The sequence below is a fragment of the Mesorhizobium sp. M6A.T.Ce.TU.016.01.1.1 genome (assembly GCF_003997065.1).
In the GTDB taxonomy this organism is placed as follows: domain Bacteria; phylum Pseudomonadota; class Alphaproteobacteria; order Rhizobiales; family Rhizobiaceae; genus Mesorhizobium; species Mesorhizobium mediterraneum.
In genome coordinates this window covers 169,720-196,221 of the sequence record NZ_RZTJ01000005.1, presented here as the reverse complement: position 1 = coordinate 196,221, position 26,502 = coordinate 169,720, and the positions used below count along the sequence as shown (strand labels likewise).

The window sequence follows — 26,502 nt, the reverse complement described above, 5'->3', positions numbered from 1 at the left end:
TTCAATGCCCCGTCGGGGTACACGGTTTCATAAGAGGGGGGATGGGCGCAATAATTTTGTTCGGATGCGGGTGAATCCGCTGCTGCCTCGTCCCGACAGCGTCATGTCACTACAGCGCCGCGCGTCGGTTTGGACGCGCAAGGACGCTGTAGCACTTTTGATTTTGCGCATGATCCTTTCCGAACCTTCGGTTCGGGGTCATGCGCTGGTCTGCCGCGCGCTCGTCATCTTCAATGCGCCCAGAGCCACGAAGCACAGCACGACGACAGGGAAGATGATCCAGTTGAGCATTTCCCAGCCCCAGGCATTGTAGACCGCACCCGACATCAGCGAAGCAAAGGCGACGGAGCCGAACAGGACGAAGTCGTGAAAACCCTGGACCTTGCCTTTCTCGGACGGCCGATAGCTGTCGGCCACCATGGCGGTGGCGCCGATGAAGCCGAAATTCCAGCCGAGGCCGAGCAGAATCAGCGCCGTCCAGAACTGCCACAGCGCCAAGCCCGACAGCGCCACCACGGCGCAGCCGATCAGCAACACCAGTCCGGCCGCCACGATCCGCTCGGCGCCGAAGCGGTGGATCAGCGACCCGGTGAAGAAGCTCGGCGCAAACATCGCCATGACATGCCAGGAAATACCGAGCGTGGCATCGTCCGTCGACAGGCCGCAGCCGACCATGGCCAGCGGCGCGCCGGTCATGACGAAGCTCATCAGTGCGTAGCTGCCGACGGCACAAAACAGCGCCGCAACGAAACGCGGCCTGGTGACGATCTCGGAGAGCGGCCGCGCGTCGCTGTCGGCGATCTCCACTTTGCCAGTTGCCTTGGCCGGAATGCGCAGCAAAGAGAGAATGGCGGCGCCGACCGCGGCCAGCACCAGGATGGATGCAAACGAGCCGGCAAACATCACCGGCGAGAACAGATCGCGGGTGAAGATGACGATCTGCGGCCCGAGTATGGCGGTGACGACGCCGCCGGCCAGCACGAAGGAGATGGCGCGCGCCTTGAACTCCGGCGTCGCATTGTCGGCGGCAGCGAAACGGAACTGCTGGACGAAGGCACCGCCCACCCCGATCACAGCCAGTCCGAAGGCGAACAGCCAGAAGTTGGGGTGGAACAGCGCCAGTGTGGCGACCAGTCCACCCAGCGCAGTGATAATCGTGCCGGCCATGAAACCGTCGCGCTGGCCGAGCCAGCGGATGATGGCTGCCGCCGGCAGGGAACCGAGCGCCACGCCGACATTGAAGCCCGTGACCGGCGCCGTCGCCAGCGACTTGTCCGCATCGAGCAGATGTTGTCCGGCCAGCGCACCCAGGGAAATGGCGATAGGCGCGGCCGAGCCGATGATGGCCTGCGAGGCCGCAAGGATGAACGCGGTTCGACGCGCTTCCCTACCAGCCTCGGCGATAGCAATGGCCGTCATGAAGCGTCCTTGCCACGCCCCTCGCCGCGCACGCGGCGCGACACGCGATCGAGCACCGCGTTGACCAGCTTCGGCTCGTCTTCTTCGTAAAACGCCTTGGCGATATCGACATATTCCGAAACGATGACAGCCACCGGCACGTCCTCTCGCTTCATCAGCTCGTAGACGCCGGCGCGCAATATGGCGCGCAGCGTCGAATCGAGCCTGGACAATGGCCAGTCCTCGGTCAGCGCCTGGCGGATGATCGGATCGATGGTTTTCTGGTTCTCGACGACGCCGGCGAGGATGGCGCGAAACCATTGTGCGTCCGCCTCGCGATAGAGGGCGCCGTCGACTTCCTTGCCGAGCCTGAACGCCTCGTATTCGGCGGTGATCTCGAAGACGCCGCTGCCGGCCACATCCATCTGGTAGAGCGCCTGCACGGCGGCTAGACGGGCAGCACCGCGCTTGTTGGCGTGGCGTGCCGCGGGCTGGCCGGGTGATGCGGGTTCGCTCACGATCGCTCTCCCAACTGTTGCTTGAGGGCAATCATAGTCAGCGCCGCACGCGCGGCAAAGCCGCCCTTGTCGCCTTCCGAGCGTTTGGCCCGCGTCCAGGCCTGCTCGTCGTTTTCGGTGGTCAGGATGCCGTTGCCGATGCAGACCGCTTCCTGCACGGAGAGATCCATCAGGGCACGGCTCGATTCATTGGCGACGATGTCGAAATGATAGGTGTCACCGCGCACGACGGTGCCGAGGGCGACAAAACCGTCATAGCTTGGCCCGCCTTCGGCGGCGCCGTCGAGCGCGAAAGAAATCACCGCGGGAATCTCGAGCGAGCCCGGAACGGTGACGACATCGTATGTCGCGCCCGCTTCATCGAGCGCGGTTGTCGCGCCTTCGAGCAGCGCGTCGGCAAGATCGTCATGGAAGCGCGCCTCGATGACAAGAAGGTGGGCCTTCTTCTTCGGGCGAATGAACGCTTTGCCGTGTTGGGATGTGCCAGCCATAGATGTCTCCGGGATCGCCGGTGACTTAGGCCGAAGCCGGTTTGATCGCAAGCGAAGATGTTGGAATGTTGCTAGGCGCTCGGCTATTCCTGCCGTGCCGGAGGCAAGTCTTTCGGCCCGACAAATTCAGAGCCCGCCTCCCGAGAGCAAGTAGCCCGCCGATATCTGCGCACCGTGTCGCGCAAACGATCGTTGACCGGCTGCGGCTTGAGAAGAGCATCCACGAAAACCTGGCGGTCCCGATCAGATAGCTGCAAAGGTCGGCATTCAAGCGAAGTCATAGCCGTTCCGTTCTCCTGACGACTGTCTACCGCTATCGCTCGGGGTTGCGAAGAAATTTCTAAAGCCCCTCTTTCGCCGCCTCCACTAGCCGCGCCGCATAGCGGGCCATGGTGTCGATCTCTAAGTTGACTCGGTCACCGACCTGGCGTTCGCCCCAGGTTGTCACCGTCAGCGAGTGATGGATCAGCAGCACGTCGAAGCGGGTGCCCTCGACCTTGTTGACGGTGAGCGAGGTGCCGTCGAGCGCGACGGAGCCCTTGGGCGCGATGAACTTGGCCAGGTCGCGCGGCGCGTCCAGCGTGAAGCGCACGGCGTCGCCTTCCTCCTTGCGCCCCACGATCTCGGCCATGCCGTCGACATGGCCTGATACAATGTGGCCACCGAGCTCGTCGCCGATTTTCAGCGCCCGCTCCAGATTGATCCTGGCGCCGGATTTCCAGTCAGCCGCTGTCGTCAGCCGGAGCGCCTCTTCCCACGCCTCAACCTCGAACCAGCGCGCATTGGCGCCGCTTTCCGGCAGCGCCGTCACGGTCAGGCAGACGCCGCCGCAAGAAATCGAAGCCCCAATGGCGATTGTTTCAGGGTCATAGGCGGTGTCTATACGCAAGCCGACCCCTTCCCTCAGTGGCTTGACGGCAGCGACGGTGCCGACATCGGTGACAATTCCGGTAAACATCAGATGTCCCTTATCCATTCCGCATATGTGTCTTCGCCGAAACGCATGTCGCGCAATTTGCGAAATCCTGCCGGGATATGGCTGGCGTCGATGGGCGATGCAATGCCGCCCTTGCCAATCGGCTCCGGCCCCTGGAACAGCACGATGCGGTCGACCAGCCCTTCGGCGAGGCAGGCCCTGGCCACCTTGGCGCCGCCCTCGACCAGCACGCTCGCCATGCCGAGAGCGGCCAGGTCCTCGAGCAGCTCCGGCAGCGCAATATCGCCTTCATACGTCTCAGTGCCGATGAAGCGCACGCCGACGCGTTCGAGCGCGGCCCGCCGGTGCGGATCGGCTTCAGCACAGGCGGCGACATAGAGCGGAACCCGGTCGACGCCGGCTACCAGTTTCGACGTCTCCGGCAGCCTGATCTGGCGATCGAGCACGATGCGCGCCGGCGAACGGTTTTCCAGCCCCGGCAACCGCACCGTCAGCGCCGGATCGTCCTCCAGCGCCGTGCCGATGCCGATCAGTATGCCGTCGGCTTCGGCCCGCATCAGATAGACTTCGCGCCGAGCGATGTCGCCGGTGATCGAGACCTGCCCCTCGCCTTCCATGCCGATCTTGCCGTCGCTGGAAAGTGCAAGTTTCAGAATCACTTCCGGACGCTTTTTGAGAGATCGAGTGAGATAGCCGGCCATTTGCTCGGCGGCTTCTGCCACCAGCACCTTTTCGACCACTTCGACACCGGCGGCACGCAGGATCACATAGCCATTGCCGGACACGCGTGGATCGGGGTCGCTCGCAGCCCCAACCACCCGCGTGACTCCGGCATTGAGCAGCGCATTGGCGCAAGGCGGCGTGCGGCCATGGTGGGCGCAGGGCTCCAGGGTGACATAGGCGGTGGCACCGCGGGCCAGCTCGCCGGCCTCGGCCAGAGCTTCCGTTTCGGCATGCGGCCGGCCACCGACAGCAGTGACACCGGTGCCGACGATCATCGGCCCGGTGCCGTCGTCGCGCACGATCAGCGTGCCGACCGAAGGGTTGGTCGAGGTCCGCCCGGCGTTTTTCCGCGACAGCCTGAGTGCCGCCGCCATGAAGCGGCGATCAAGAACCTCTTGTTCGGCTTGACTGCGCCCGGGCCTTGCCATGCTCAGCCGGCGTCCTCTTCCTTGAGCTCGTCACCCTTCAGTTCGCCCAGCACGTCGTGGAAATCCTTGGCCTCGCGGAAATTGCGATAGACCGAGGCGAAGCGCACATAAGCGACATCGTCGAGCGACTTCAGCGCCTCCATCACCAGGCGGCCGACCTCGCCCGAGGCGACTTCAGTCTCACCCGAGCTTTCGAGTTGGCGCACGATGCCGGTCACCGCGCGGTCGATGCGCTCGGGATCGACATTGCGCTTGCGCACCGCGATCTCGACCGAGCGCAGCAGCTTGTCGCGGTCGAAGGGCACCTTGCGTCCGGACTTCTTCACCACCACGAGGTCGCGCAACTGCACACGCTCGAAGGTGGTGAAGCGACCGCCGCAATCGGGGCAGACGCGCCGCCTGCGGATCGCCGCGCCATCTTCGGCGGGGCGCGAATCCTTCACCTGCGTATCTTCGGACTGGCAGTAGGGACAGCGCATGGAGAGCCTTTTGTTCGCGATTCTCGTGGAGCGAAAGGCTTAGAGGTTTTTGTCGGGATGGCAAAGCACCGGGGATGGCCTCTCGCGCCTCAGAGATAGCGAGGCGCGAGGAAAATTGCCAGCATCATGCCAGACGGCAACGCCGGCCGATTACGGCGCGACATCGCCGGTCGGGAATCCACAGGATACGCCGAGGCTGCGATAGGCCTTGGTGAAGCCGTCCATCGATACAGTCGCGACTGGCGTGTCGCCGAAGGTGACATCGAGTGAGCTGGCGCGGCGCATGGCCCGCAGCAGCGCCAGACTGACCTCGGTCTTGTTGTTCAACATCCACTTCCCGCCGGCAAGGGCATTGACGGTCGCCTTGACCTTGCCGTTGCTGTCGCCGAACACCGCCGGAATGTTCTCGCCAGTCGGCAAGTCCTTGTTTTTCATGGCGACGACAAGGGTCGGATAGCCATCGGGCGGCACTGCATCACCGTTCGAGATGGCGAGCGTGAGGGTGCCGCTGGTGCCGCTCGCGTCGAGAAAGGCGGTCGAGGCGACGCAGGTTTTGCGCAGATCCTCACCGGTATCGATCTCGTCCACGGTGGTGGACCATTTGCCGAAGGTTTCCGTCTTAGGTGCGGCCGGGGTGGGCGCGGACTGTGCCAAGGCGGCGGACAGCGGCAAGGTGGTCAATGTCGCCAACACGCCAAACGCGCCAAAACCAGCGACACGGAAAATCTGCATCATCGTCAAGGCTCCTGTCCGGACACCGTCCCTGCTGGAACAGTGCTTCTCCTACCCGATAAGGGATGACAATTTGCGTGGGCTCAGCCGAGATATGGATAGAGCGGAAAGCGGTCCGTCAACGCGGCCACCTTCGCCTTCACCGCGGCTTCGACGGCCGCATTGCCCTCGTCGGAATTTGCGGCCTTGAGCCCGTCCAGCACCTCGGCGATCAGCTTGCCGATCTCGCGGAACTCGGCCTGGCCGAAACCGCGCGTCGTGCCGGCCGGCGTGCCGAGCCGCACACCCGAGGTGACAAACGGCTTTTCGGGATCGAAAGGAATGCCGTTCTTGTTGCAGGTGATGTTGGCGCGGCCAAGCGCTGCCTCGGCACGCTTGCCGGTGGCGTTCTTGGGACGCAGGTCGACCAGCATCAGATGATTGTCGGTGCCGCCGGAAACGATGTCGAGACCGGTTTCCTGCAGGCTGGAGGCCAGCGCCTTGGCATTGGCGGCGACGCTCTCGGCATAGAGTTTGAAGCTTGGCTTCAGCGCTTCGCCGAAGGCCACCGCCTTGGCGGCGATGACATGCATCAGCGGGCCACCCTGCAGACCCGGAAACACGGCCGAATTCATCTTCTTAGCGATGTCCTCATCATTGCACAGGATCATGCCGCCGCGCGGGCCACGCAGCGACTTGTGCGTGGTGGTGGTCACCACATGGGCATATGGCAGCGGCGACGGGTGCACGCCACCGGCGACCAGGCCGGCGATATGCGCCATGTCGACCATCAGGTAAGCGCCGATCGAGTCGGCAATCTCGCGAAAGCGCTTCCAGTCCCAGACCCGCGAATAGGCGGTTCCGCCAGCCAGGATCAGCTTCGGCTTGGTCTCATGGGCGGTCTTCTCGATCGCATCCATGTCGAGCAGATGATCGTCCCTGCGCACGCCGTAGGAAACGACCTTGAACCATTTGCCGCTCATGTTGACCGGCGAGCCATGCGTCAGGTGCCCACCGGAATTGAGGTCGAGGCCCATGAAGGTGTCGCCGGGCTGCAGCAGCGCCAGGAACACCGCCTGATTCATCTGGCTGCCGGAATTCGGCTGGACGTTGGCGAAGTTGCAGCCGAAGAGTTTTTTCGCGCGCTCGATGGCCAGTTCCTCGGCCACGTCGACGAATTGGCAGCCGCCATAGTAGCGCTTGCCCGGATAGCCCTCGGCGTACTTGTTGGTCATGATCGACCCTTGCGCCTCCAGCACGGCACGGGAGACGATGTTTTCCGAAGCGATCAGCTCGATCTCGTGGCGCTGGCGGCCAAGTTCATTGCGGATCGCGCCGAAAATCTCCGGATCGGCATCGGCAAGCGTGGTTTCGAAGAAGGATTCGAATTTGTTCGACACTGCCGCTGCTGTTGCCATGCTTGAGATCCTTGTCGTCCGGGGGGTCTGCCGCGCCATTAACACAGTTGCTTCCGCCCCGCCACGTTTGAGGCGCGAAATTTGCTGGCCGGATTGCGGCAGCAAGGCGAAGAGCCGGCTATTTCCTCGCCTGACGGCCCTTCAGCAAGGCTTCGGTAAGCGTGATCTCGGTCAACAGCGCCTGCATCGTATGGTCGTTGATCTCACGGCTGCGAAACATGGCGCGCACGGCCGCGCGCTCGGCCTCGATGCCGGCAAGCCTCATTTCGAGCTCGAGCCGTCCGGCTTCGCGGGCCTCGGTGCGGGCTTCATCGGCCTCGTCGGAGGCGGCGATGCGACGCCGATAACCGGCGACGATGCTGTCGGCAGCGGCAAGCCGGGCACCGGGCACCTCGCCTTCGTCCCCGTCTTGTGCCCCCGCGATGCTCTCGATGCGGGCGATCGCCGCCTTGGCCGCGCCGACACGCGCCAGGCGTTCCTCGGCAGCACCGGGATGCTCGCCCGGCTCGACCAGCCCGCGCGCTATCTTCGGCAAGGCAAGGCTGGCGATGACAAGCGAACAGATGATGACGCCCGCGGCGAGGAAGATCACCACATCGCGCGCCGGAAACGGCGAGCCGTCCGGCATGGCGAGCGGCAGCGACAGGATGCCGGCCAGCGTGATGGCGCCGCGCACGCCCGCCACCGAGCCGGCGAGCCGCACGCGCAGGCCGAACGTCTCGGCCTTGCGCTTGCCAAATCGCGCGGCAAGGCGTGCCGCGATGTCACCGACCCAGATCCACAGGAAGCGCAGCGCGATCAGGCATAGGGTAAGGATCAGCACAGTCAGGATCGGCTCGATCAGCCAATGCCGGCTGCTCAGCTCAGGCGGCACATGGCGGATGATGTCGGGAAGCTGCAGGCCGAGCAGGATGAACAGCGCACCGTTGAAGACGAAGGACAGCGTCGTCCACAGCGATATGGTCTGCATGCGCGCCGATACCCCGAGATAGCGGAATATGCCGGACCCACTGGTGAGCACACCGGCGGTGACGGCGGCCAGGATTCCGGACGCACCGGCATGCTCGGCGCCGAGATAGGCAATGAAGGGGATCAGGATCATCACCAGCACCTGTGCCTCGGCCGGCACACCGCCGATGCGGTTAAGCAATTGCAGCGCCTTGGCGGCGGCGAACACCGCCACCACACCGGCCAGGATGCCGGCAGCAACGGCGTAGAGGAAACTCAGCGAAGCGGCGGCGAAGGAAAAGCTGCCGGTCAGCACTGCCGCCACGGCGAAGCGGAACATGACGAGGCCAGACGCGTCGTTGAGCAGCGACTCGCCTTCCAGAATGTGCATCAGCCGCGCCGGAACCACGTTCTTGTCGACGATCGAGGACACCGCCACCGCGTCGGTCGGCGACAGCACCGCGGCGAGCGCGAAGGCGACGACCAGCGGGATGCTCGGCACCAGCCAATGCAAGGCATAGCCGAAGCCGACGATTGTGAAGAAGACGAGCCCGATGGCAAGGTCGAGGATCGGGCCGCGCAGCGCCAGCAATTCGCGCTTCGGTGCAGTGACGGCATCGCTGAACAGCAGCGGCGGGATGAACACCAGCAGGAACAGCTCGGGATCGATCTCGATGTGGACGCCGCGCACCGGCCAGGCGAGTGCAGCACCTATGGCAATCTGCAGCACCGGCAACGGCACCCGCACCAGCCGGACCAGCGCACCGGAAACCGCGACGAAGCCGAGCACGACCAGGATGAAGATGGCAACTTGCATGGCCCTGTACCGAACGGCGCTTTCCGGACCCAGCGCAAAGCGCGCCCTCCAGCCGGATACAAAAAGGCCGCCCTCAGCGGCGGCCTTTCAGTAAAAAGATCAGTCGCTTAGAGCGCAGAGGTGATCTGCAGCTCGTTGGCTCCATCGAGCCCGTAGATGTCGTCGCGGAACTGCACGACACCAGGCCCCGTCGACCAGGCCGAGATGTAGAGGAAATAGACCGGCACCGGATTGTTGACCTGCACCGGGATGTTCTCGCCGCTCTTGATCGCCGCCTCGAAATGCTGACGGTTCCAGCCTGGCGTGTCGCGCAGGATCCAGGTGACGAGATCGCGCACGTTCTGGACGCGCACGCAGCCCGAGGAATCGAAACGCATCATCTTGCCGAACAGGCTCTGCTGCGGCGTGTCGTGCATATAGACGCCATCCGGGCTCGGGAAATTGATCTTGACAGAGGCCATTGCATTGCCGGCGCCCGGATCCTGGCGGAAGCGGTATTTCTCGGCGTCATCGGTCGACCAGTCCACGTTCAGCGGATCGACCTCGCTGCCATCCGGTGCGAACAGACGGATCTTGCTGTCCTTGAGATAGTTGGGGTCCTTCCGCATCAGCGGAATGATGTCCTTGCGCACGATCGAGACCGGCGCGTTCCAGTAGGGATTGACGATGATCTCGTTGATCTTGGAATCGACGATCGGCGTCTGGCGGTCGATCTTGCCGACAACGGCGGTGTGGCGCAGCACGACGCGGTCGTTCTCGACCGCCTCGATCTGGGCGCCCGGGATGTCGACCAATACATAACGGTTGCCCAGCGTGCCGGCGCGCTCGTGCAGCCGCTGCAGATTGGTCTGCAACTGGCCAAGCCGGACCTGCGCCGAAACATTCATCGCCGCATAGGTATATTGGCCCAAGGTCCCGTCGGAAGGCAGGCCATGGCGCGCCTGGAAGCGCTTGACCGCGGCATCGACATAGGAATCGAAGGCCTCTGACAGGCCGGCGCTCTGCGCCAGGTCGCCCGAAACCATCAAGCGCCTGCGCAACGGCACCACGTCGGGGTCGATGACGCCGAGCTGCAATTTCTTGGTGTCCGGGACCGGCTCCCAGCCGCCCTGCGCGACGATATTCTGATACTGCGCTATCGCCTGCTCGGTAAAGGAAACGGTCTGCGGGCTGACGATCGGCAGCGTCGAAGCCACCTTGCCGCCCTGGCTGGCGCGGGCGTCGAACTGGTCGTCCCAGTTGCCGCGGCCCGAGGATTTCAGGATATCCCCGATCACGTCCTGCGCGCTGGCGCCACCGGCAAGCATCGTCGCTGCCAACGCGGAGGCTCCGGAAAGGAAGAAACGGCGACTGGTTCTCATGTACGCTCCAGACAGTCTTGTAACAATTCTCTTCACCGGGCGATCCCGCCCGTACTCTAGAGTTGGCAATGTTAACAATTAGCCAACCATGGCCCCTTCGGTCGTGAGAACGTGACGGGGGCGGCGCGCGTTCAGGGAGATGCTTGGCCTTGGCCACAACATCACCCGCATTCTCGCTTTCACCGGGAATATGGCGGCAACGTGGCCCTGAGCGCGATTTGGATCGGCTCGCCCTCACGAAACGGAAAGACCGGTGCTTTTCGGCCACCGGTCTTTAGGTCGCTGTCCGACCGCGCCTCTTCGGCGCGGCTTTCCCCTAGAAGTGGCGTATGCCTTACATCCGATAAGCAATGGTATCGTTCCAGAAGCGATCCAGCCGCTGCAGGGCGCGGTTCATCTGCTTGAATTCTTCCGTGTTAATGCCGCCGACCTGCTCGATCGAGCCGACATGGCGCTCGTAGAGGCCGCCGACGACTTCCGCCACCTCATTGCCCTTCGGCGTCAGCGAGACCCGCACCGAACGGCGGTCGATGCGCGAGCGCTGGTGGTTGATGAAGCCGAGATCGACCAGCTTCTTCAGATTGTAGGAGACGTTCGAGCCGAGATAGTAGCCGCGCGAGCGCAGCTCGCCGGCGGTCAGCTCCGAATTGCCGATGTTGAAGAGCAGCAGCGCCTGGATGGCGTTGATGTCGGAACGGCCGTTGCGGTCGAATTCGTCCTTGATCACGTCAAGCAGACGGCGGTGCAGGCGCTCCACCAGCTGCAGCGATTCCATGTACAGCGAACGGATCGCCTCGCGGCGGTCATCGGATACGTTGGCGGTCTTCGCCGCCGGACGGGAATTGATCATTGTCTTTGCCTCTCGTTTGTCGCCTGGTGATTTTTTGTTTTTCACCTTGATCGCGACACTATCGAATACTCATAAAATTCGACTTAAACGCTAGGGCTAACAAGAGCTTACCGGTAAGAGGTTTCGAAAGAGGCTTAACGAAGGGTCACCCGAACAAGGATGATTAACCTAAAGATTTAGCCAATGGTTCCGGGCGGAAATTTGGGCGTCCAATGGGACGCGCGGCGCTATTCTTGTTGAGCATCGGTCCGATGCTCTATTGCCGGGTCTGGCGCTTCTGCATCCAGATCACCACGCGAAAGACGATGTAGAGCAGCGCCACCGCCGCATGCGAGGCGACGATCAGCAGGCGGTGGCCGAAGAGCTCGGGAAAGCCGGCATACATGACGGTCTCGGTCACCGCGCAGATGACCCAGATCACCGGCCCCCAGGAGGCCAGCATCCACAGGCCGGCGGCAGCGAAGGGAAAGAAGACGGCGAGCATCACCGCCGCCACCTGCCAATGCACCGGCATCAGGTCGAAGCGCCACAACGGGCCGGGGTAGAAGCCGATCAGCCGGATCCAGTACAAAATCCCGAACAACAGGCAGTAGCCGGACACGACGCGCTGGAACCAGACGAAGATGATCTCGACCGTCGAGGGCTGGAGCACGACGCGTCTCGACGTGGCGTCGCTCACAGTTCGAGTTCCCGTTCGCCGAGCGGCGCGAAATAGGCGTCGACATCGGCAGCGCTGATCTTATCGATGCCTGCCGGCCGCCAGAGCGGTGTCGAGCCCTTGTCGATGATGGCAGCGCGAATGCCTTCGTAGAAATCATGGCCGGCAAGCATGCGGTTGAGGATACGGAACTCCATACGCATGCACTCGTCCATCGACAGCGTCAGCCCGGCGCTGATCTCGCGCCAGGCGACATGCAGGCTGGTCGGCGAGCGGGTGCGGATCGTCGCCAGCGTCTTGGCCGCGAACGCATCGGTGAGAGCAGCTCGTTCCAGGCTACCGATGACGTCACCCAGCGACGGTTGCGCGAAATGGCGGGCGATCGCCTCCAGCGTCGGCCTGTCCGTCTCGCGCCGAGCCGGGATGAAGAAACCGCGCAGCACCGATTCCGGATCGCCGCTCGCCGCCAGCCGGTCGAGAAAGCCGGCCTGGTCCTCCGCCTTGATCGTGTGCGTCGCCAGGCCCGACCACAAAGCATCGCCATAGCGGATGCGGTTTCCGGTCAGGGCGAGATACATGCCGAAGCTGCCGCCGAGGTCCGGCAGGAGATGACTGGCGCCGACATCCGGGAAAAAGCCGATGCCGACTTCCGGCATGGCGAATTGGGCGTTCTCGGTCATCACGCGCTGCGAGCCGTGGAACGAGATGCCGACGCCGCCGCCCATGACGATGCCGTCGATCAGCGCGACATAGGGTTTCCTGAACCGCGCGATGCGGGCGTTCAGCCGGTATTCGTCGGCGAAGAAATCGACCGACGGCTTTCCCGCCCGGCCGGCCTCGTAGACGTGGAGGATATCGCCGCCGGCCGAAAACGCCCTGCCCTCGGCCTTGACGACGACGACATCGATCTCATGATCCCGCTCCCAGGCGCGCAGCGCCTTGTCGAGCGCCTTGACCATGCGATGGGTGACGGCATTGAGCGCCTGCGGCCGCGTCAGCGTGACGACGCCAGCCCTGCCCAATCGTTCGAAGCGGATCTCGTCGCCGCCGCCAAAATCCATCGCGATAGAATCCCTCCCCCGCGCCGCCGGGACTGAAGTGCTAAAGCGTGGCGCATGGCTGCGTCAATGCCAACGGTGCAATCCTGCCGCCTTGGTCGCCGCCGGCGCCCGATGCTAGAATTGACTATCTTGATGACGGGCTTTCCAACCGGACGTTGAACCATGCTTGGATTTTTGCGTCTTGCCCTTGTGGCGATCGGCCTGATGGTATGCGCGACTGCCCGTCCTGCATCCGCCAATGACGACCTTTATAGCGCGCGGACCATCGTGACCGGCCAAGGCGAGCAGAACCGTCAGATCGGTTTCAAGGCTTGCCTGGATGCGGTTCTGGTCAGGGTCTCCGGCGATCAGCGGCTGCCGAACAGGCCTGAGATGGCGGCGCTGCGCGACAAGGCTGGCAGCTTCGTTGCCGAATTCCGCTACCGCGACCGGATGGAGGGCATTCCGATCCACGACGAGCAAGGCACGCATGACCGGCCGCACGATCTTTCGTGCCTCTACAGGCCTCAGGTGATCGACCCGGTGCTGGCATCGCTCGGCAGCCGGCCATGGCTTGCTGAGCGGCCGCGGCTGGCGATCTTTCTGGCAACGGAGCGAGGCGCCAGGCGTTTCGCGCTGACCGCAGACGATGAGCGCGGCGCACCCATGCGCGAATCATTCGTGAATGCTGCCGACCCGCTGGCGATGCGGATCGTATTTCCCAAGGCGTCGCACCTCTCCGAATCCGGGCTGGACGACAAGGTGCTGCACGAGACGGACATGGCGGCTCTGGACAAGGCCGCCAAACAGGCCGGCGCCGACCAGGCGCTTGCCGGCAGGATCGTCTGGAGCGACAAGGAATTGGGCTGGATCGCCGACTGGCGGCTTGCCACGGGCGGCAAGACCTATCACTGGCAGGTGCGCGGCGTCAGTTTCGACGAGGCGTTCCGCGTCGCCATGCGGGGAGCGGCGCAGGTCCTGTCCGGCAACGGTCAGCCATAGGTATACCGATATCCAGGCGATGCCAGCCTGGCACAATCGTGTCGCATTGGTCAGCGGCGGAGGCTCGTGGTAAAAGTCGCCGATCCGGAGTTTTGGCGATGAACAAATTCACCCCAGCAAAGCCTGCCGGCGCGCGCAGCGTCGACGAGATCACCGGCAGCCGCCGTTTGCGCCGCATGCGCAAGGCCGACTGGTCGCGCCGCCTTGTGCAGGAGAACCGGCTCTCCGTCGACGACCTGATCTGGCCGATCTTCGTCGTCGATGGGAAAAATATCCGCGAACCGATCGCCGCCATGCCCGGCGTCTTCCGCCTGTCGCTCGACCTTGCCGTCAAGGAGGCCGAGCGCGCGGCAAAGCTCGGCATTCCGGCGATCGCAACCTTCCCCAATGTCGAGCTCGGCCTGCGCGACCAGACCGGCTCGCACATCCTCGATCCGGAAAACGTCATCAACCGCGCTACGCGCGCCATCAAGCACGCGGTGCCCGAAATCGGCATCATCACCGACGCGGCGCTCGATCCCTTCACCTCGCACGGCCATGACGGTATCTTGCGCGACGGCATCATCGTCAACGATGAGACGGTGGAACAGGTGACGGCGGCGGCCGTCATCCAGGCGGCGGCCGGCGCCGACATCATCGCGCCCTCCGACATGATGGATGGCCGCATCGGCGCCATCCGCGATGCGCTCGACGCCAATGGTTTTCAGGATGTGGCGATCATGTCCTACGCGACGAAATTCGCCTCCGCCTTCTACGGACCCTATCGCGAGGCGGTCGGCACCGCCGGCCTGCTCAAGGGCGACAAGAAGACCTATTATCTCGATCACGCCAATTCCGACGAGGCCGTGCGCGAGGCCGAGCAGGATCTCGCCGAGGGCGCCGACATGCTGATGGTCAAGCCCGGCCTGCCCTATCTCGACATTATTCGCAGGCTGAAGGACGAATTCCGGATGCCGACCTTCGCCTATCAGGTGTCGGGCGAATATTCGATGATCAAGGCGGCTGCCGCCAATGGCTGGATCGACGGCGACAAGGCGATGCTGGAATCGCTGCTGGCATTCAAGCGCGCCGGCTGCGACGGGATCCTCACCTATTTCGCGCCCGAAGTGGCGGCGATGCTGAAGGGGTAGGCACTCGCAATCATCACCACACGCGACAGCCTTCATCCTATGTTGAAGGCCGAGATCAAACAATCGGTCGTGCGCATAGCCAGAAGATGACGGTTGCGGCGATGCAGATCGCCTAACTGAATCTGATCTGCAGCCCTTGGAAATCCCTCCGATTCAAGACAATCATCCCACTCTAGCTTTTTGGGAGACTCTGATGGAAAGCCACGAGCCGTTTTTACGCGAGGCAATTGCGCTCTCGAAATCCGCAATGGAACGCGGCGACGAACCGTTTGGCTCGGTGCTGGTGAGGGACGGCGAAGTAATCCTGCGCGCCGAGAACAGCGTCTTCACCGGCCACGATATGACAAACCACGCCGAGATGAACCTGGTTAAACTAGCGGCGCAGCACTACGACGCTGCTTTTCTCGCTGACTGCACGCTCTACACCAGCACCGAGCCGTGCGCGATGTGCTCCGGGGCGATTTACTGGTCGGGCATCGGGCGTATGGTGTTTGCGTGCTCCGAAGCGCGGCTGGGCGAGATCGCTGGGATCGGGTTGAACGTGCCGAGCCGGGCGGTGTTGCAGACCGGCGCGCGCATCGTCACTGTGGTTGGCCCGACGAACCTCGAAGACGAAGCCGCCGAAGTCCACCAGGAATTCTGGCCAAAGCATCTGGGCAAGGCTTAGAGCCTCGGCTCAGGACGCTCTGATTAGAGCGAGAAGATGACGGTTGCGGCGATGCAGATCGCCGAGAAGAAGTTATGCGCGCATCGGTCGTATTGGGTTGCAATGCGCCGCCGGTCTTTGAGCTTGGCGAAGAGGTTCTCGACCTTGTGGCGCTGGCGATAGAGTGCCCTGTCGTCGGGATATGGGACTTTCCGACTTCGGCTCGACGGGATGCTAAGGCTCGATGCCTTTGTTCCACAAAGCCTCGCGAAATGGCGCTGTCATAACCGCGATCCGCAATCAGGGCTTTGGCAGGGCGGCAGGGCATCGAGAACCATGCGTGCCCCTTTGTGGCCGCTCATCTGCCCCCGTAGGCCTGCAGCGCATCCTTCCATTGCAGGCCATGCTTGATGACGTAAACGCATCCTCGAGGCATCGCGGCGCAAGCAACTGCTGCTGCAACCACCCGTCTTGGCTGCGGTCCTGACGCGGCTGGCCCAAACAAGCCGCTCATCGCTCGGCGGAGATTTCAAAATACCGCTTGCAAAAATGCAATCAGTATAGCTAAAAGCAACTGCTTGCATTTCACAACTGGTCTCGAGGGAGGTACTCATGTCCAAGCTTCGCGTCAACGCTTTCACCCTGTCAATCGACGGCTATGGCGCCGGTCCCGACCAGGACCTGAAAGAGCCGCTGGGCGTAGGTGGGGAAGCCCTGCACAACTGGATGTTCGGCACCCGGACCTTCCGCAACATGTCTGGCGACGATCGCGGGACCACAGACACGGACGACGGGTTCGTGGCGCGCAGCTTCGAAAATGTTGGGGCGTGGATAATAGGCCGCAACATGTTCGGGCCGATCCGCGGCGAGTGGCCGGATGAAAGCTGGAAAGGCTGGTGGGGAGACAATCCACCCTACCATGTGCCGGTCTTCGTGCTCACCCACCATCCGCGGAATCCCATCGTCATGGAGGGCGGCACGACCTTCTATTTTGTGACCGACGGTATCCACTCAGCGCTGGAAAAGGCGAAAGCAGCGGCTGATGGCAAGGATGTCCGGCTCGGCGGTGGTGTCGCCACGATCCGGCAATATCTCAGGGAAAAGCTCATCGACGACATGCATCTGGCGATATCGCCGATGCTGCTCGGCTCCGGCGAGAACCTTTTTGCCGGCATCGACATGCTCAAGCTCGGCTACCGGTGCAGCGAGCAGGTCGCGACGCCGAATGCCACGCACGTCATCATCAAGCGCGCGTAGTCTCACTGAAGCGCAGCCCTCTGCGCCGCGATCCTTCGCGCCCCCTCTGTCCTGCCGGACATCTCCCCCACACGGGGGGAGATCGGATGTCGCGCCGGCTTTCGCCAATCATCAGCGTTGCAAGATTGGCACCGTCGGCGACGCTGCCAATCTCCCCCCTCGTGGGGGAGATGTCCGGCAGGACAGAGGGGGGCGCGAAGGAATGCCGCCCGTCCGGGTCTTTAGCAGTCCCAGATGATCAATACTTCTCCGGCACGTACAGCTCGCGCGGCAGCACCTGGCGCTCGTATTCGGGATTGAAGACGCGGTCGGGCAGCGTGATCTCTTCGTGCGGCACCTCCTCATAAGGCATCTGCTTGAGGAGATGATCGATGCAGTTCAGCCGCGCCCGCTTCTTGTCGTTACCCTCGACGATGAACCAAGGAGCTTCGGGAATGTTGGTGCGGGCGAACGTTTCTTCCTTGGCCTTGGTGTACTGCTCCCAGCGCACGCGCGACTGCAGGTCCATCGGCGAGAGCTTCCACTGCTTCATCGGATCATGGATGCGCATCTGGAAGCGCATCTGCTGCTCCTCGTCGGTGATGGAGAACCAGTATTTGACCAGCGTGACGCCGGAACGGACGAGCATGCGCTCGAACTCCGGCACGTCGCGGAAGAACTCCTCGACCTGATCCGGTTCGGCAAATCCCATCACCCTTTCGACGCCGGAGCGGTTGTACCATGAGCGGTCGAACAGCACGATCTCGCCGCCTGCCGGCAGATGCGGGACGTAGCGCTGGAAATACCATTGCGATTTCTCGCGCTCGGTCGGTGCCGGCAGTGCTACGACGCGGCAGATGCGCGGATTGAGCCGCTGGGTGATGCGCTTGATGACGCCACCCTTGCCGGCCGAGTCGCGGCCCTCGAAAACCACCACCAGCTTCTTCTTGTGGTAAGCCACCCAGGACTGCAGCTTGATCAATTCGGATTGCAGCGTGATCAGGTCGCGAAAATACTGCATGCGATCCATCGAGGGCGGATGCGCGTTCTTGTAGATCTTGGCGATTTCCAGCGACAGCGCGGGTTCCGACATTTCCAGCTCGTAGTCTTCGTCGAGCGTGTCGGCTAGCTCCGCTTCCAGCCAATCCCTGGCAGGAGAATTCTGTTTTGCTTCGGTCATTTATGCTGCTCCGCGTGCACGCCCGTGTCGGCGTCCGGCCTGCCGGCCGAGATCGAACACCTTGAGCCGACTTGCATACAGGCCGGCAATGACGGTTTTATTGCAGCCGGCTCGTGCGCCGGTCACCCAAATCCGTAAGATGTGATCGATCCGCCCTCCATGGCATGGGCGACAAGCCGCGCGACTTGTCCTACAAATGCCAGGCTCCTTCGGGCAGCCTTCGAAGCACCGCCTTCTCAACGCAATTGCGAGGATCTGACATGGAGTACCGCACTCTCGGCCGTTCCGGGCTGAAGGTTTCGACGCTCACCATGGGCACCATGACTTTTGGCGGCGCCGGCGCATTTTCGGCGGTCGGCAAGACCGATCTCGACGAGGCGCGCCGGATGATCGACCTCTGCATCGATTCCGGCATCAATCTCATCGACACCGCCAATGTCTATTCGAACGGGCTTTCGGAGGAGATCATCGGCGAAGCGCTCGGCGGCAAACGCAAGGGCGATGTGCTGATCGCCTCCAAGGCGCGCATGCGGATCGGCGATGGCCCCAACGACGAAGGGCTGTCGCGCTACCATCTGATCCGCGAGTGCGAGAAAAGCCTGAAGCGCCTCAGGACCGATGTCATCGACATCTATTTCCTGCACGAATGGGACGGCACGACGCCGCTCGAGGAAACCATCGCCGCGCTCGACACGCTCGTCAGCCAGGGCAAGGTCCGCTATGTCGGCTGTTCCAACTATTCCGGCTGGCAAGTGATGAAGGCACTGGGGATCAGCGATCGCCAGCACCAGCCGCGCTTCTTCACCCAGCAGATCCACTACACGCTGGAAGCGCGCGAAGCCGAATATGAATTGTTGCCGATCTCGGTCGACCAGGGGCTTGGCGTGCTGGTGTGGAGCCCGCTTGCCGGTGGATTGCTGTCCGGCAAATATCACCGCGACCAGGCCACCTCCCGTCAGCTCAGCGGCTGGAAGGAACCGCCGATCCGCGACGAGGACCGGCTGTGGCGGATCGTCGACGTGCTTGCCTATATCGGCAAGAACCATGGCGTGTCGGCAGCGCAGGTGGCGCTTGCCTGGCTGCTCAGCCGGCCGGCCATCAGCTCGCTGGTGATCGGCGGCCGCACCGAAGCGCAGTTCAAGGACAATATCGCCGCCGCCAGCCTGGTGCTGACCAGCGATGAGCGCGCACGCCTGGACGCTGTGAGCAGGCCTCCTGTTCTCTACCCCTATTGGCACCAGCAGTTCACCGCAAAAGACCGGTTCGGTCCGGCCGATCTGGTCCTCGACCGGGATGCTATCTGACAGGGTCCGGATCAGGTCGAAGATCGCCGCGGGCTAGCCCGAGATAAAACGCCAGACCTCGGGATCAGGCTCGATCTGGCCGCTGAGCACGAAATATTTGTAGAGCACGAGCAAGCAGATCGCCTGCTCGGCCCGCTCATCGGCGAACTTGCGGCAATAGGCGTTGGCCGCGGCAACGATGCGTTCGGCCTCAGGCGGATGCTTCTCGAGATACTGCACCCGCTCGGCGAGGTCCGAGAAATCCGGTTCGAGCGGCACATAGTGGACACCAGCCACGAGTTCGCTTTCGCCGAACCATGTCTCGTATGTCGGCGGCGGCATCAGGCACAGCGAATTCGAGCTCATGATCCATTTGAGATTGGTCGCCACATCGTTGCCCTCGAGCGAAATGATGTAGCGGTAGCGCCGCTGCTGATCGATGCTCAAATAGGGCTTGCGATATTCCGGCGCTGCCGTCGGCTTGGGCGTGCCGACATCGCAAAAGGGCAGATCGCGCGCGGCCTCCAGAAGCAAGGTCCGTATCGGATTGTTGAGCTCGCCGCGCCAGACGGCGACCGGAAGCTTGTCCGCGAAGGCAACATCGTCGGCGGGCATGTGGAAGTGGCGGAACTTGTTGAGCTTGAACAGGACCCCGTTCCTGTTGTCGCCGGCGATCGGCCGATCCTTGACGATCGACGGCATCGCAGGCACCTCGATGACGTCGCCGAATTCGAGGTCGATGCGCAAATCGGGATCGAAGTAGCGGGTGAATTCCTTCAGGTCGTAGTAATACATGCTCCGGTCTGTCGGCAGCCGGCTGACCGGCACGGCATCGGCGCTCGGCGCGAAAGCGTCCTGCAGCCTGTTGTAATAGTTGAGACGCGCGCGGATCGACCCGTCCGAAAGCCTGGCCCGATCGAGCAGCCCGGCGAGCCTGCGGCGGAACAGCGCCTGCGGCGCGATATCGCGCATGGCATTGCGCGCATAGTAGAATAGCTTCTGTGCGTTTCTTTGAAGCGTGGCCATCGGTCACTTGGTAAAAACAGGTGAGCTTGTTATTTGTACCCCGGTCTCTCCTACACCATTGTGCCAGCCATCTTGCAAGCCCGGAACCGCGTGCAGCCGGCTTGCCGGCTATGTATGGAGCCGATCGGCCTTTGCGGTGTTGTGTTTGCAGCCCAATGCTCCTAGGCAGGGCTAACAACCTTCAGCATTGCGAAAGGAAGAGATATGGCGCGAGCACCGAATTACGGCCAAGAACGCAAGGAACGCGACCGGCAGAAGGCCGCCAAGAAGGCGGAAAAGCAGGCGGCCAAGGTCGCAGCCAAGGAACGTTCGAAGCCCGAAGACGAGACCACCTCCGAGACCGAAACGGAAACGGCAGAGTAAAACGCATCCAGCCCGCGAGGCGGGTTGGATGCGGCCTAGGAATCCCGCTGCGTCTTCAGGCCGGCGCCTTGTCGCTGACGAACACGTTCACTTCGCGCGCGGCGGCTATGAAGGCGCGCCTCGCGATCATGGCCGGTTTGTCACCGGCCAGCGCATCATGGCAGGCCTGCAGCGCTTCGCGATGCTTTGGACTGCGCTTGCCGGGCCAGTTGTTGAGGAGGTAGTCGGAAGCCTCGCGGGCCGTACGCAAGAGCTGAGTGGCTCCCTCCGCGCCCGACTTGACGGTCACGGGTGTTTCAAATCGGTTGTTTTCCATCGCCGCTCTTACGCCATCGGCGCCCGCGAAGCGAGGGCGAAAGTGGTTGCCTCGGCAATCAGGCCGCGACTACGGCAAATCCCCTGGCGCGCAGGCCGCGCCGGTCATTGTGCAAAGATGTCACCAGCCGGTCGCGGCTGCCGACGATATGGGCCGAAAGCCGACGTGCTGCCTCATCGGCTTCGCCAGCCCGCACCGCTGCCAGAATGGCATGGTGCTCTGCCCAGGCGCGGCCGAGTGCCGCCTCGTCGCGCACCTCCAGCCAACGGGCGCGCGACAGGCGTGTCATGGCATCGCGGACCGCCCTGAACAGGAACTCGTTGCCGGACAGCCGTGCCAGCTCGATGTGAAAATCCATGCCGACGCGGTGCCATTCCTCGCGCGGGGTGCCGGCGTCACAGGAGTCCAGCATCGCCTCGATGATTTCGACAGCGCTCCTGTCCTCCAATGCACAAGTCAGCTTGACCGCCGCGACCTCGACCGCCTCGCGGTAGACGGCGATCTGCTCGAGCTCGGCGAGATTGATGGGTGAAACCGTCCAGCCACGCCCGTCGCGGCAGACCAAGCCTTCCGTCTCGAGCCGCAGCAATGCTGCCCTGACCGGCGTGCGCGAGGCGCCGAAGCGGCTTTCGATCCAGCGTTCCGTCAGCCGCTGGCCCGGACCGACCTCGAGGCCGAGGATCATCTCGCGAAGCCCAATTTCGACAGTCTGCATCTGCGACATGGCGGTTTCCAATCTCTGGCCGTTTTGCTGGCAATCACTACCAACCATCATTTGCCGATCATGTTGAGAGGGCCGCATTGACAGCGGCCGGGCTTGCGTCCATGACGGATACCAGTTTGGTATCCCAAAATGGTATCCGCAGCAAGTTTTCAAACGAGCTGCCGGACAGGACATCATATGCCGCAAGATGCCACCCTCGCCACGCAAGGCACCTACAACATCCACTGGCGCCGCAATCTCGCCGTGTGCTTTGCCGGCTCGTTCAGCACGCTTGTCGCCATGACCCTGCTGTTGCCTTTCCTGCCGCTCTATGTCGAGCAGCTGGGCGCCGAGGGGCACGCAGCTATTGTGCAGTGGTCAGGTATCGCCTACGGCGCCACTTTCTTCGCCGCCGCGCTGGTGGCGCCGCTGTGGGGACGGCTGGGCGACCGCTACGGCCGCAAGCTGATGCTGGTCCGCGCCAGTTTCGGCATGGCCGTCTGCATGTCGCTGACCGGCATGGTGGAGACTGTCTGGCAGTTGGTGCTGCTGCGCCTGCTGATCGGCTTCGCCGGCGGCTATTCCTCGGGCTCGACCATCCTGGTGGCCATGCAGACGCCGAAGGACCGGTCCGGCTGGGCGCTCGGCGTGCTGTCGGCCGGCATCACCGCCGGCGCTCTCGTCGGTCCCCTGCTCGGTGGCGCGCTGCCGCCCTTGATCGGCATCCGCGCCACCTTCCTGCTCGCCGGCGGCGTCATTTTCCTGGCGTTCCTGGCAACGACTTTTCTCATCAAGGAGAATCCTCGCCCGACAGCCGACAAGGCAGCATCGACTGAGAAGCAGAAAGGCGGCTGGTCGCAAATCGAGGACAAGCGCCCCATCGTCGCCATGCTGGTGACCGGTATGCTGCTGAGTTTCGCCACGATGTCGATCGAGCCGATCATCACGGTCTACGTCCAGCAGCTCATCGAGGACCAAAGCCTGCTAACGCTGACCTCCGGCGTCGTCATGTCGGCTGCGGCACTCGGCGCCATCCTGTCGGCCTCGCGTCTCGGCAAGCTCGCCGACCGCGTCGGCCACTGGAACGTCATCATCGGGGCGCTTGCCGTATCGGCGCTGCTGCTGATCCCGCAAGCCTTCGTCACGCAGGGCTGGCAGCTCGTCGGCCTGCGTTTCCTGATGGGGCTGGCACTTGGCGGTCTCCTGCCCTGCATCACCAGCGTCATCCGCCACAATGTTCCGGACGGCGTCGGCGGCAATGTGCTCGGCTTGTCGATCTCGGCACAATATGTCGGACAGGTCGCCGGACCACTGCTCGGCGGCTTCGTCGGCGGTCATTTCGGCATGCGCGCGGTGTTTCTCGGCACATCGGTGCTGCTGGCCGGCGGAGCTGCGTATAATTGGCTGGTCCACTCGCGCCGCGCGCGCGACATGCTGGCGCAGGCCGGCAAGTCGTGACACCGTTTGCGGGCCATCATTACTTCACGGAGACCAGAGACATGAGCACGGCCGGGCAACCAGCAAGCGGCAGCGGCCGCACCTTCGTTTTCGTCGGCGGCCTGTGCGGCGCGGCCGGCGTGGCGCTGTCCGCCGCGGCGGCGCATCTGGGCGGCGCTTTCGTCGGCATGGTCGCGTCCTTCCTGCTCATGCATGCGCCGGTCTTTCTTGCAATCGGCCTCGTCGGCGCAAACCGGGTCCTGCGAGCAGCAAGCCTCATCCTTCTTGTCGGGCTTGTATTATTCTGCAGCGATCTCCTCGCCCGGGACTTGCTCAATTCGCGGCTTTTCCCGCTGTCGGCGCCGATCGGCGGCACCTTGCTCATCGCCGGCTGGCTGGCGATTGCAGCCTCGGCGCTGGTGCGCCCGCGCTCCTGAGACGGCGTTCCCTCCCCGCCCCAAAGTGCGGCGGTTGCAGGCAACGGCCGGGTCCCGTTCCAGCCAAACGACAGTCAGTCAGACGACGGCCAATCCTGCCGGCGTTCGGGCCGGACCGGCAGGTGGCGATCGCGTGCGGCCGGCTTGGTCAGGCGGCGCCGCTCCGGCCGATCGGTGGCCGGCGAGATGCCCCAATAGTTGCGATAGATGTCTTCGAACAGGTGCTTGATCGGATGCATGGCAAGGCTCCCTTTTCCAATTTGAATCGATCCAATCGACAGCTATGAAAAAGCGCCGCCGATCAGCTCCGCTTGCGCTCCACAAGAAAACGCAGGTCGCGGATCCATGGGCCGGCGCTGCCGCGACGTGTCCTGGTCATTGCATTCGAGGTGATGCTTCAGTCGTTGCGGTAGATGTCTTCGAACAGATAATTCACGGGGTGCATGGCACTCTCCTTCCTGAATCGATCCAATCGACGGTTAGCGCAACGTTTGGATCGATTCAAAAATATACCCGCCCGCACCAATGTCAAGCAAAAATTTGAATCGATCCAACAAAGGTGCTAGGTAGCTGCCTGGAGGCAAAAAAATGGCGTCATCCACCGAAGGCAATACAAGACCCATCCGGCTGGCCGACATAGCCAAGGCCGCCGGGGTTTCGCATGGCACCGCCTCCAACGTGTTCAGCCGTCCCGAGATCGTGCGCGAGGAAGTCCGCGAACGGGTCAAGGCAGCGGCCGAGGCGATGGGCTATGCGGGTCCGGATCCCAAGGGCCGGCTGCTGCGCGCCGGCAAGGTCAACGCGATCGGCGTCGCCACGACCGAACCGCTGTCCTATTTCTTCGACGATCCCTTTGCCCGCGCGATGATGGCCGGGATTTCCGAGGCATGTGACGCCACCGGTGCCGGCATCGCGCTGGTATCGGCGGGCAATGAGGAGAAGCTTGCCTGGAACATCCAGAGCGCGCTGGTCGACGGTTTTATCCTGTTCTGCATCGAGGGAGGTCCGCGCCTCGTCGAGCTGACGCGTGAACGAAAGCTCCCCTTCGTCGCGCTCGAACTCGGCTCGGAGGATGACACGGTCTCGGCGATCGGCGTCGACAATGTCGCCGGCGCCCGCCTGGCAGCGCAGCATCTCGCCGAGCTTGGTCATCGGCGCTTCGCCGTTCTGGCGCTGCCTTTCGCCGACGACAGCACCGGTCTTGTTTCGCCGAGCCAAGTCCGGACGGCCGCCTACACCGGCACACGCGATCGCCGCATCGGCTATTTCGAGGCGCTTTCCCGGTTCGGCGTCGATACCGCCGGGATTCCGGTATACGAGACTGAAAACGACGAAGCCAGCACAAGGGCCGGCCTCGAAACGATCTTCGCCTCGGCAGAGCCGCCGACCGCAATCCTGGCGATGTCGGACCGGATGGCCATGGTCGCGATCGAATGGCTGACCGCGCGGGGCATCGCGGTTCCCGGCGACGTCTCGGTCGTCGGCTTCGACGGCGTGCCTGAAGCCGCACTTTCCGATCCTGCGCTCACCACGATCGCCCAGCCGATCGCCGAGATTGGCCGCCGGGCGGCACGAATGATCCTCGATTTCGACGGCACGGTGCGGCGCGAGACGCTCGGCGTCGAGCTTGTCGTCAGGGCATCTTCCGGACCGCCGCCCAAAACAGCTTGAGCCCGGACGCCTATCGATTGATGCCTGTCGCCATGGCTCGCACCCCGAAGGACGCATGGACTGGCGACGCCTCGCTGCGGACCGGCTTGCTCTTGCCGGACCGTCCAAGGCCCGACAGCCATTCGAGATAATAGGCGAGCGCGAACTGCATGGCGATGCCTGCGGCGATCAGCAAGCTGTCATAGGCAAAGCCGCCCGGGTTGATCAGCTTCATCACCTGCGCCGCCATGGCGAGCACCGTGCCGGCGATGAAAACCGGCAGCGATCGTTTGCCCAATATGGCGAGCGGATGGTCGCGGCTGGTGCGGAACAGATTCGAGACGGAAGGAAACGCCACGATCAGGTAGGTTACCGCCAGGATGTGCAGCAGCCTCGGCAGCGACAGGAACGTCTTGTCGAAGCCGGTCAGCACCACGGGCAGGTTCAGCCACGACACCTGCCCCCATAGCGGGCTGTGCACCCAGACCAATGCCGCCGCGACATAGACCGCCGAAGCGCCGACCAGCCAGCGATTGACCGGAATGGTGCCGCCGCGCCTGATATGCAGCATGCTCGCCAAGCCGATGTTGAAGAGGAACTGCCACGACAGCGGATTGAGGAACCAGAAGCCGGGCTCCGGATAATTCGGCGGGGCGATCTGGTAGATACCCGCAACCAGCCACAGAGCTCCGGATACGGCGAGCGCCGACAGGGGCCTGTGGCTGATGAACAGCAGCAAGATTGGCGCCATCAGCAGCAGCACCGCATAGACCGGCAGGATGTTGTTGTAGCCGAGCTGATGGCCAAGCGTGGCGATGCCGATCAGCGCTTGCTGCGGGTTCCTGATCAATGGCTCGATGTTGATCAGCGTCAGCATGTCCGGCCGCTTGGCGAACACCGCCGCCGCGCAGAAGATGGCCACCACCGCCATCGTCGTGACGATGTGGGCGACATAGAGCACGCCGGCGCGGCGCCACAATTTCAGTGTCGCCATGAGCCGGTTTCCGGGCTCGAATTTTGAGCCGTAGGCGAGCGCGACGGACATGCCGGAGATCAGCACGAAAGCCTCCGCAGCATCCGAAAAGCCGAAATTCTTGTAGGTCAGGGTTTCGAAAACCGTGTCCGGGACATGGTCGACAAATATGATCAGCAGAGCGAGAGCGCGGAACACATCAATACGCGTATCGCGTTCCGGGATACGCGTATCCCGGAACGCGATAGCGCGATCCGGTGAATTTGGCACGGTCATCGATAAAAGGCCTCAAAGCTGGTTGTTCATGCCGGCGATCGATGCGACCGCCGGACGCACCGCTTCG

At 63.2% G+C, this 26,502-nt stretch carries 29 protein-coding genes; 9 read left to right on the top strand and 20 right to left on the bottom strand.

What is annotated here, in order from left to right; translation table 11 throughout:
- Nucleotides 1-198: 198 nt before the first annotated feature.
- From EOC94_RS12225 to EOC94_RS12160, 14 genes are all read right to left on the bottom strand, one after another.
- Nucleotides 199-1,419, bottom strand: coding sequence for an MFS transporter (locus EOC94_RS12225; protein WP_095485770.1), 1,221 nt, complete (start codon nucleotides 1,417-1,419; stop codon nucleotides 199-201).
- Complete coding sequence (gene nusB, locus EOC94_RS12220; protein WP_095485769.1) at nucleotides 1,416-1,916, bottom strand: transcription antitermination factor NusB; 501 nt, start codon at nucleotides 1,914-1,916, stop codon at nucleotides 1,416-1,418. Before nusB ends, EOC94_RS12225 begins: the two co-directional genes overlap by 4 nt.
- Entirely contained in the window at nucleotides 1,913-2,407 is a 495-nt protein-coding gene (gene ribH / locus EOC94_RS12215; protein ID WP_127290691.1) for a 6,7-dimethyl-8-ribityllumazine synthase, read from the bottom strand. The genes nusB and ribH overlap by 4 nt, the downstream gene beginning before the upstream one ends.
- 83 nt (nucleotides 2,408-2,490) lie before the next feature.
- Complete coding sequence (locus EOC94_RS35230) at nucleotides 2,491-2,688, bottom strand: DUF1778 domain-containing protein (RefSeq protein WP_126106898.1); 198 nt, start codon at nucleotides 2,686-2,688, stop codon at nucleotides 2,491-2,493.
- A gap of 59 nt (nucleotides 2,689-2,747) precedes the next feature.
- The gene (locus EOC94_RS12205) at nucleotides 2,748-3,365 is read right to left on the bottom strand and encodes a riboflavin synthase (RefSeq protein ID WP_127290689.1); all 618 of its coding nucleotides are present in this window, start codon (nucleotides 3,363-3,365) and stop codon (nucleotides 2,748-2,750) included.
- Complete coding sequence (ribD, locus tag EOC94_RS12200; RefSeq protein ID WP_127290687.1) at nucleotides 3,365-4,495, bottom strand: bifunctional diaminohydroxyphosphoribosylaminopyrimidine deaminase/5-amino-6-(5-phosphoribosylamino)uracil reductase RibD; 1,131 nt, start codon at nucleotides 4,493-4,495, stop codon at nucleotides 3,365-3,367. The genes EOC94_RS12205 and ribD overlap by 1 nt, the downstream gene beginning before the upstream one ends.
- Before the next feature lie 2 nt (nucleotides 4,496-4,497).
- A complete protein-coding gene (gene nrdR / locus EOC94_RS12195) occupies nucleotides 4,498-4,974 on the bottom strand; it encodes a transcriptional regulator NrdR (RefSeq protein ID WP_023798407.1) in 477 nt (158 codons plus the stop codon).
- A 150-nt stretch (nucleotides 4,975-5,124) separates the two neighbouring features.
- Nucleotides 5,125-5,706, bottom strand: a complete 582-nt coding sequence (locus tag EOC94_RS12190; RefSeq protein ID WP_185928230.1) for a hypothetical protein — start codon at nucleotides 5,704-5,706, stop codon at nucleotides 5,125-5,127.
- A gap of 83 nt (nucleotides 5,707-5,789) precedes the next feature.
- Complete coding sequence (glyA, locus tag EOC94_RS12185; RefSeq protein WP_029353390.1) at nucleotides 5,790-7,103, bottom strand: serine hydroxymethyltransferase; 1,314 nt, start codon at nucleotides 7,101-7,103, stop codon at nucleotides 5,790-5,792.
- A gap of 118 nt (nucleotides 7,104-7,221) precedes the next feature.
- Nucleotides 7,222-8,868: a Na+/H+ antiporter gene (locus EOC94_RS12180; RefSeq protein ID WP_127290683.1), complete on the bottom strand. Its 1,647-nt coding sequence runs from the start codon at nucleotides 8,866-8,868 to the stop codon at nucleotides 7,222-7,224.
- A 107-nt stretch (nucleotides 8,869-8,975) separates the two neighbouring features.
- Nucleotides 8,976-10,229: a L,D-transpeptidase family protein gene (locus tag EOC94_RS12175; protein WP_127290681.1), complete on the bottom strand. Its 1,254-nt coding sequence runs from the start codon at nucleotides 10,227-10,229 to the stop codon at nucleotides 8,976-8,978.
- A gap of 334 nt (nucleotides 10,230-10,563) precedes the next feature.
- A complete protein-coding gene (locus EOC94_RS12170) occupies nucleotides 10,564-11,079 on the bottom strand; it encodes a winged helix DNA-binding protein (RefSeq protein WP_126106904.1) in 516 nt (171 codons plus the stop codon).
- A 256-nt stretch (nucleotides 11,080-11,335) separates the two neighbouring features.
- The gene (locus EOC94_RS12165; RefSeq protein ID WP_127290679.1) at nucleotides 11,336-11,758 is read right to left on the bottom strand and encodes a DUF6163 family protein; all 423 of its coding nucleotides are present in this window, start codon (nucleotides 11,756-11,758) and stop codon (nucleotides 11,336-11,338) included.
- Nucleotides 11,755-12,798 carry an enoyl-CoA hydratase/isomerase family protein gene (locus tag EOC94_RS12160; protein ID WP_127290677.1) on the bottom strand — a complete coding sequence of 348 codons (1,044 nt, stop codon included), beginning with the start codon at nucleotides 12,796-12,798 and terminating at the stop codon, nucleotides 11,755-11,757. The genes EOC94_RS12165 and EOC94_RS12160 overlap by 4 nt, the downstream gene beginning before the upstream one ends.
- Before the next feature lie 162 nt (nucleotides 12,799-12,960).
- On the opposite strand from EOC94_RS12160, the gene EOC94_RS12155 reads away from it, so the two are divergent.
- The 4 genes from EOC94_RS12155 (at nucleotide 12,961) to EOC94_RS12135 (ending at nucleotide 16,812) form a co-directional block, all read left to right on the top strand.
- Complete coding sequence (locus EOC94_RS12155) at nucleotides 12,961-13,779, top strand: DUF2066 domain-containing protein (RefSeq protein ID WP_127290675.1); 819 nt, start codon at nucleotides 12,961-12,963, stop codon at nucleotides 13,777-13,779.
- 98 nt (nucleotides 13,780-13,877) lie between these two features.
- Complete coding sequence (gene hemB / locus EOC94_RS12150) at nucleotides 13,878-14,909, top strand: porphobilinogen synthase (RefSeq protein WP_095485752.1); 1,032 nt, start codon at nucleotides 13,878-13,880, stop codon at nucleotides 14,907-14,909.
- 193 nt (nucleotides 14,910-15,102) lie between these two features.
- Nucleotides 15,103-15,576, top strand: coding sequence for a nucleoside deaminase (locus EOC94_RS12145; protein WP_126106909.1), 474 nt, complete (start codon nucleotides 15,103-15,105; stop codon nucleotides 15,574-15,576).
- Nucleotides 15,577-16,167: 591 nt separating this feature from the next.
- On the top strand, nucleotides 16,168-16,812 hold the full coding sequence (locus EOC94_RS12135) for a dihydrofolate reductase family protein (protein WP_127290673.1): 645 nt from the start codon (nucleotides 16,168-16,170) through the stop codon (nucleotides 16,810-16,812).
- A 238-nt stretch (nucleotides 16,813-17,050) separates the two neighbouring features.
- Here the strand turns inward: EOC94_RS12135 and ppk2 are convergent, their stop codons facing one another.
- Nucleotides 17,051-17,971 (bottom strand): polyphosphate kinase 2, encoded by a 921-nt coding sequence (gene ppk2, locus EOC94_RS12130; protein WP_095485749.1) that lies wholly within the window; start codon nucleotides 17,969-17,971, stop codon nucleotides 17,051-17,053.
- Between the two features lie 260 nt (nucleotides 17,972-18,231).
- On the opposite strand from ppk2, the gene EOC94_RS12125 reads away from it, so the two are divergent.
- Nucleotides 18,232-19,275: an aldo/keto reductase gene (locus EOC94_RS12125; protein ID WP_127290671.1), complete on the top strand. Its 1,044-nt coding sequence runs from the start codon at nucleotides 18,232-18,234 to the stop codon at nucleotides 19,273-19,275.
- 33 nt (nucleotides 19,276-19,308) lie between these two features.
- Here EOC94_RS12125 and EOC94_RS12120 read toward each other — a convergent pair whose 3' ends face one another.
- Nucleotides 19,309-20,280: a glycosyl transferase family 90 gene (locus EOC94_RS12120; RefSeq protein WP_127290669.1), complete on the bottom strand. Its 972-nt coding sequence runs from the start codon at nucleotides 20,278-20,280 to the stop codon at nucleotides 19,309-19,311.
- Between the two features lie 204 nt (nucleotides 20,281-20,484).
- On the opposite strand from EOC94_RS12120, the gene EOC94_RS12115 reads away from it, so the two are divergent.
- Nucleotides 20,485-20,643, top strand: a complete 159-nt coding sequence (locus tag EOC94_RS12115; RefSeq protein WP_023798419.1) for a hypothetical protein — start codon at nucleotides 20,485-20,487, stop codon at nucleotides 20,641-20,643.
- Nucleotides 20,644-20,698: 55 nt separating this feature from the next.
- Here EOC94_RS12115 and EOC94_RS12110 read toward each other — a convergent pair whose 3' ends face one another.
- Nucleotides 20,699-20,959: a DUF982 domain-containing protein gene (locus EOC94_RS12110; RefSeq protein ID WP_126107524.1), complete on the bottom strand. Its 261-nt coding sequence runs from the start codon at nucleotides 20,957-20,959 to the stop codon at nucleotides 20,699-20,701.
- Between the two features lie 58 nt (nucleotides 20,960-21,017).
- Nucleotides 21,018-21,683 (bottom strand): GntR family transcriptional regulator, encoded by a 666-nt coding sequence (locus EOC94_RS12105; protein WP_127290667.1) that lies wholly within the window; start codon nucleotides 21,681-21,683, stop codon nucleotides 21,018-21,020.
- Nucleotides 21,684-21,860: 177 nt separating this feature from the next.
- Here EOC94_RS12105 and EOC94_RS12100 point away from each other — a divergent pair, with 177 nt between their 5' ends.
- Together EOC94_RS12100 and EOC94_RS12095 are read left to right on the top strand one after the other, a co-directional pair.
- Nucleotides 21,861-23,120, top strand: a complete 1,260-nt coding sequence (locus EOC94_RS12100; protein ID WP_127290665.1) for a multidrug efflux MFS transporter — start codon at nucleotides 21,861-21,863, stop codon at nucleotides 23,118-23,120.
- A gap of 41 nt (nucleotides 23,121-23,161) precedes the next feature.
- On the top strand, nucleotides 23,162-23,536 hold the full coding sequence (locus EOC94_RS12095) for a DUF423 domain-containing protein (RefSeq protein ID WP_127290663.1): 375 nt from the start codon (nucleotides 23,162-23,164) through the stop codon (nucleotides 23,534-23,536).
- Nucleotides 23,537-23,610: 74 nt separating this feature from the next.
- On the opposite strand, the gene EOC94_RS34075 is transcribed toward EOC94_RS12095, so the two are convergent.
- Complete coding sequence (locus EOC94_RS34075) at nucleotides 23,611-23,775, bottom strand: hypothetical protein (protein WP_185928216.1); 165 nt, start codon at nucleotides 23,773-23,775, stop codon at nucleotides 23,611-23,613.
- Between the two features lie 349 nt (nucleotides 23,776-24,124).
- On the opposite strand from EOC94_RS34075, the gene EOC94_RS12090 reads away from it, so the two are divergent.
- Nucleotides 24,125-25,207 (top strand): LacI family DNA-binding transcriptional regulator, encoded by a 1,083-nt coding sequence (locus EOC94_RS12090; protein ID WP_127290661.1) that lies wholly within the window; start codon nucleotides 24,125-24,127, stop codon nucleotides 25,205-25,207.
- Nucleotides 25,208-25,217: 10 nt separating this feature from the next.
- Here the strand turns inward: EOC94_RS12090 and opgC are convergent, their stop codons facing one another.
- Nucleotides 25,218-26,435, bottom strand: coding sequence for an OpgC domain-containing protein (opgC, locus tag EOC94_RS12085; protein WP_127290659.1), 1,218 nt, complete (start codon nucleotides 26,433-26,435; stop codon nucleotides 25,218-25,220).
- Nucleotides 26,436-26,502: the final 67 nt, after the last annotated feature.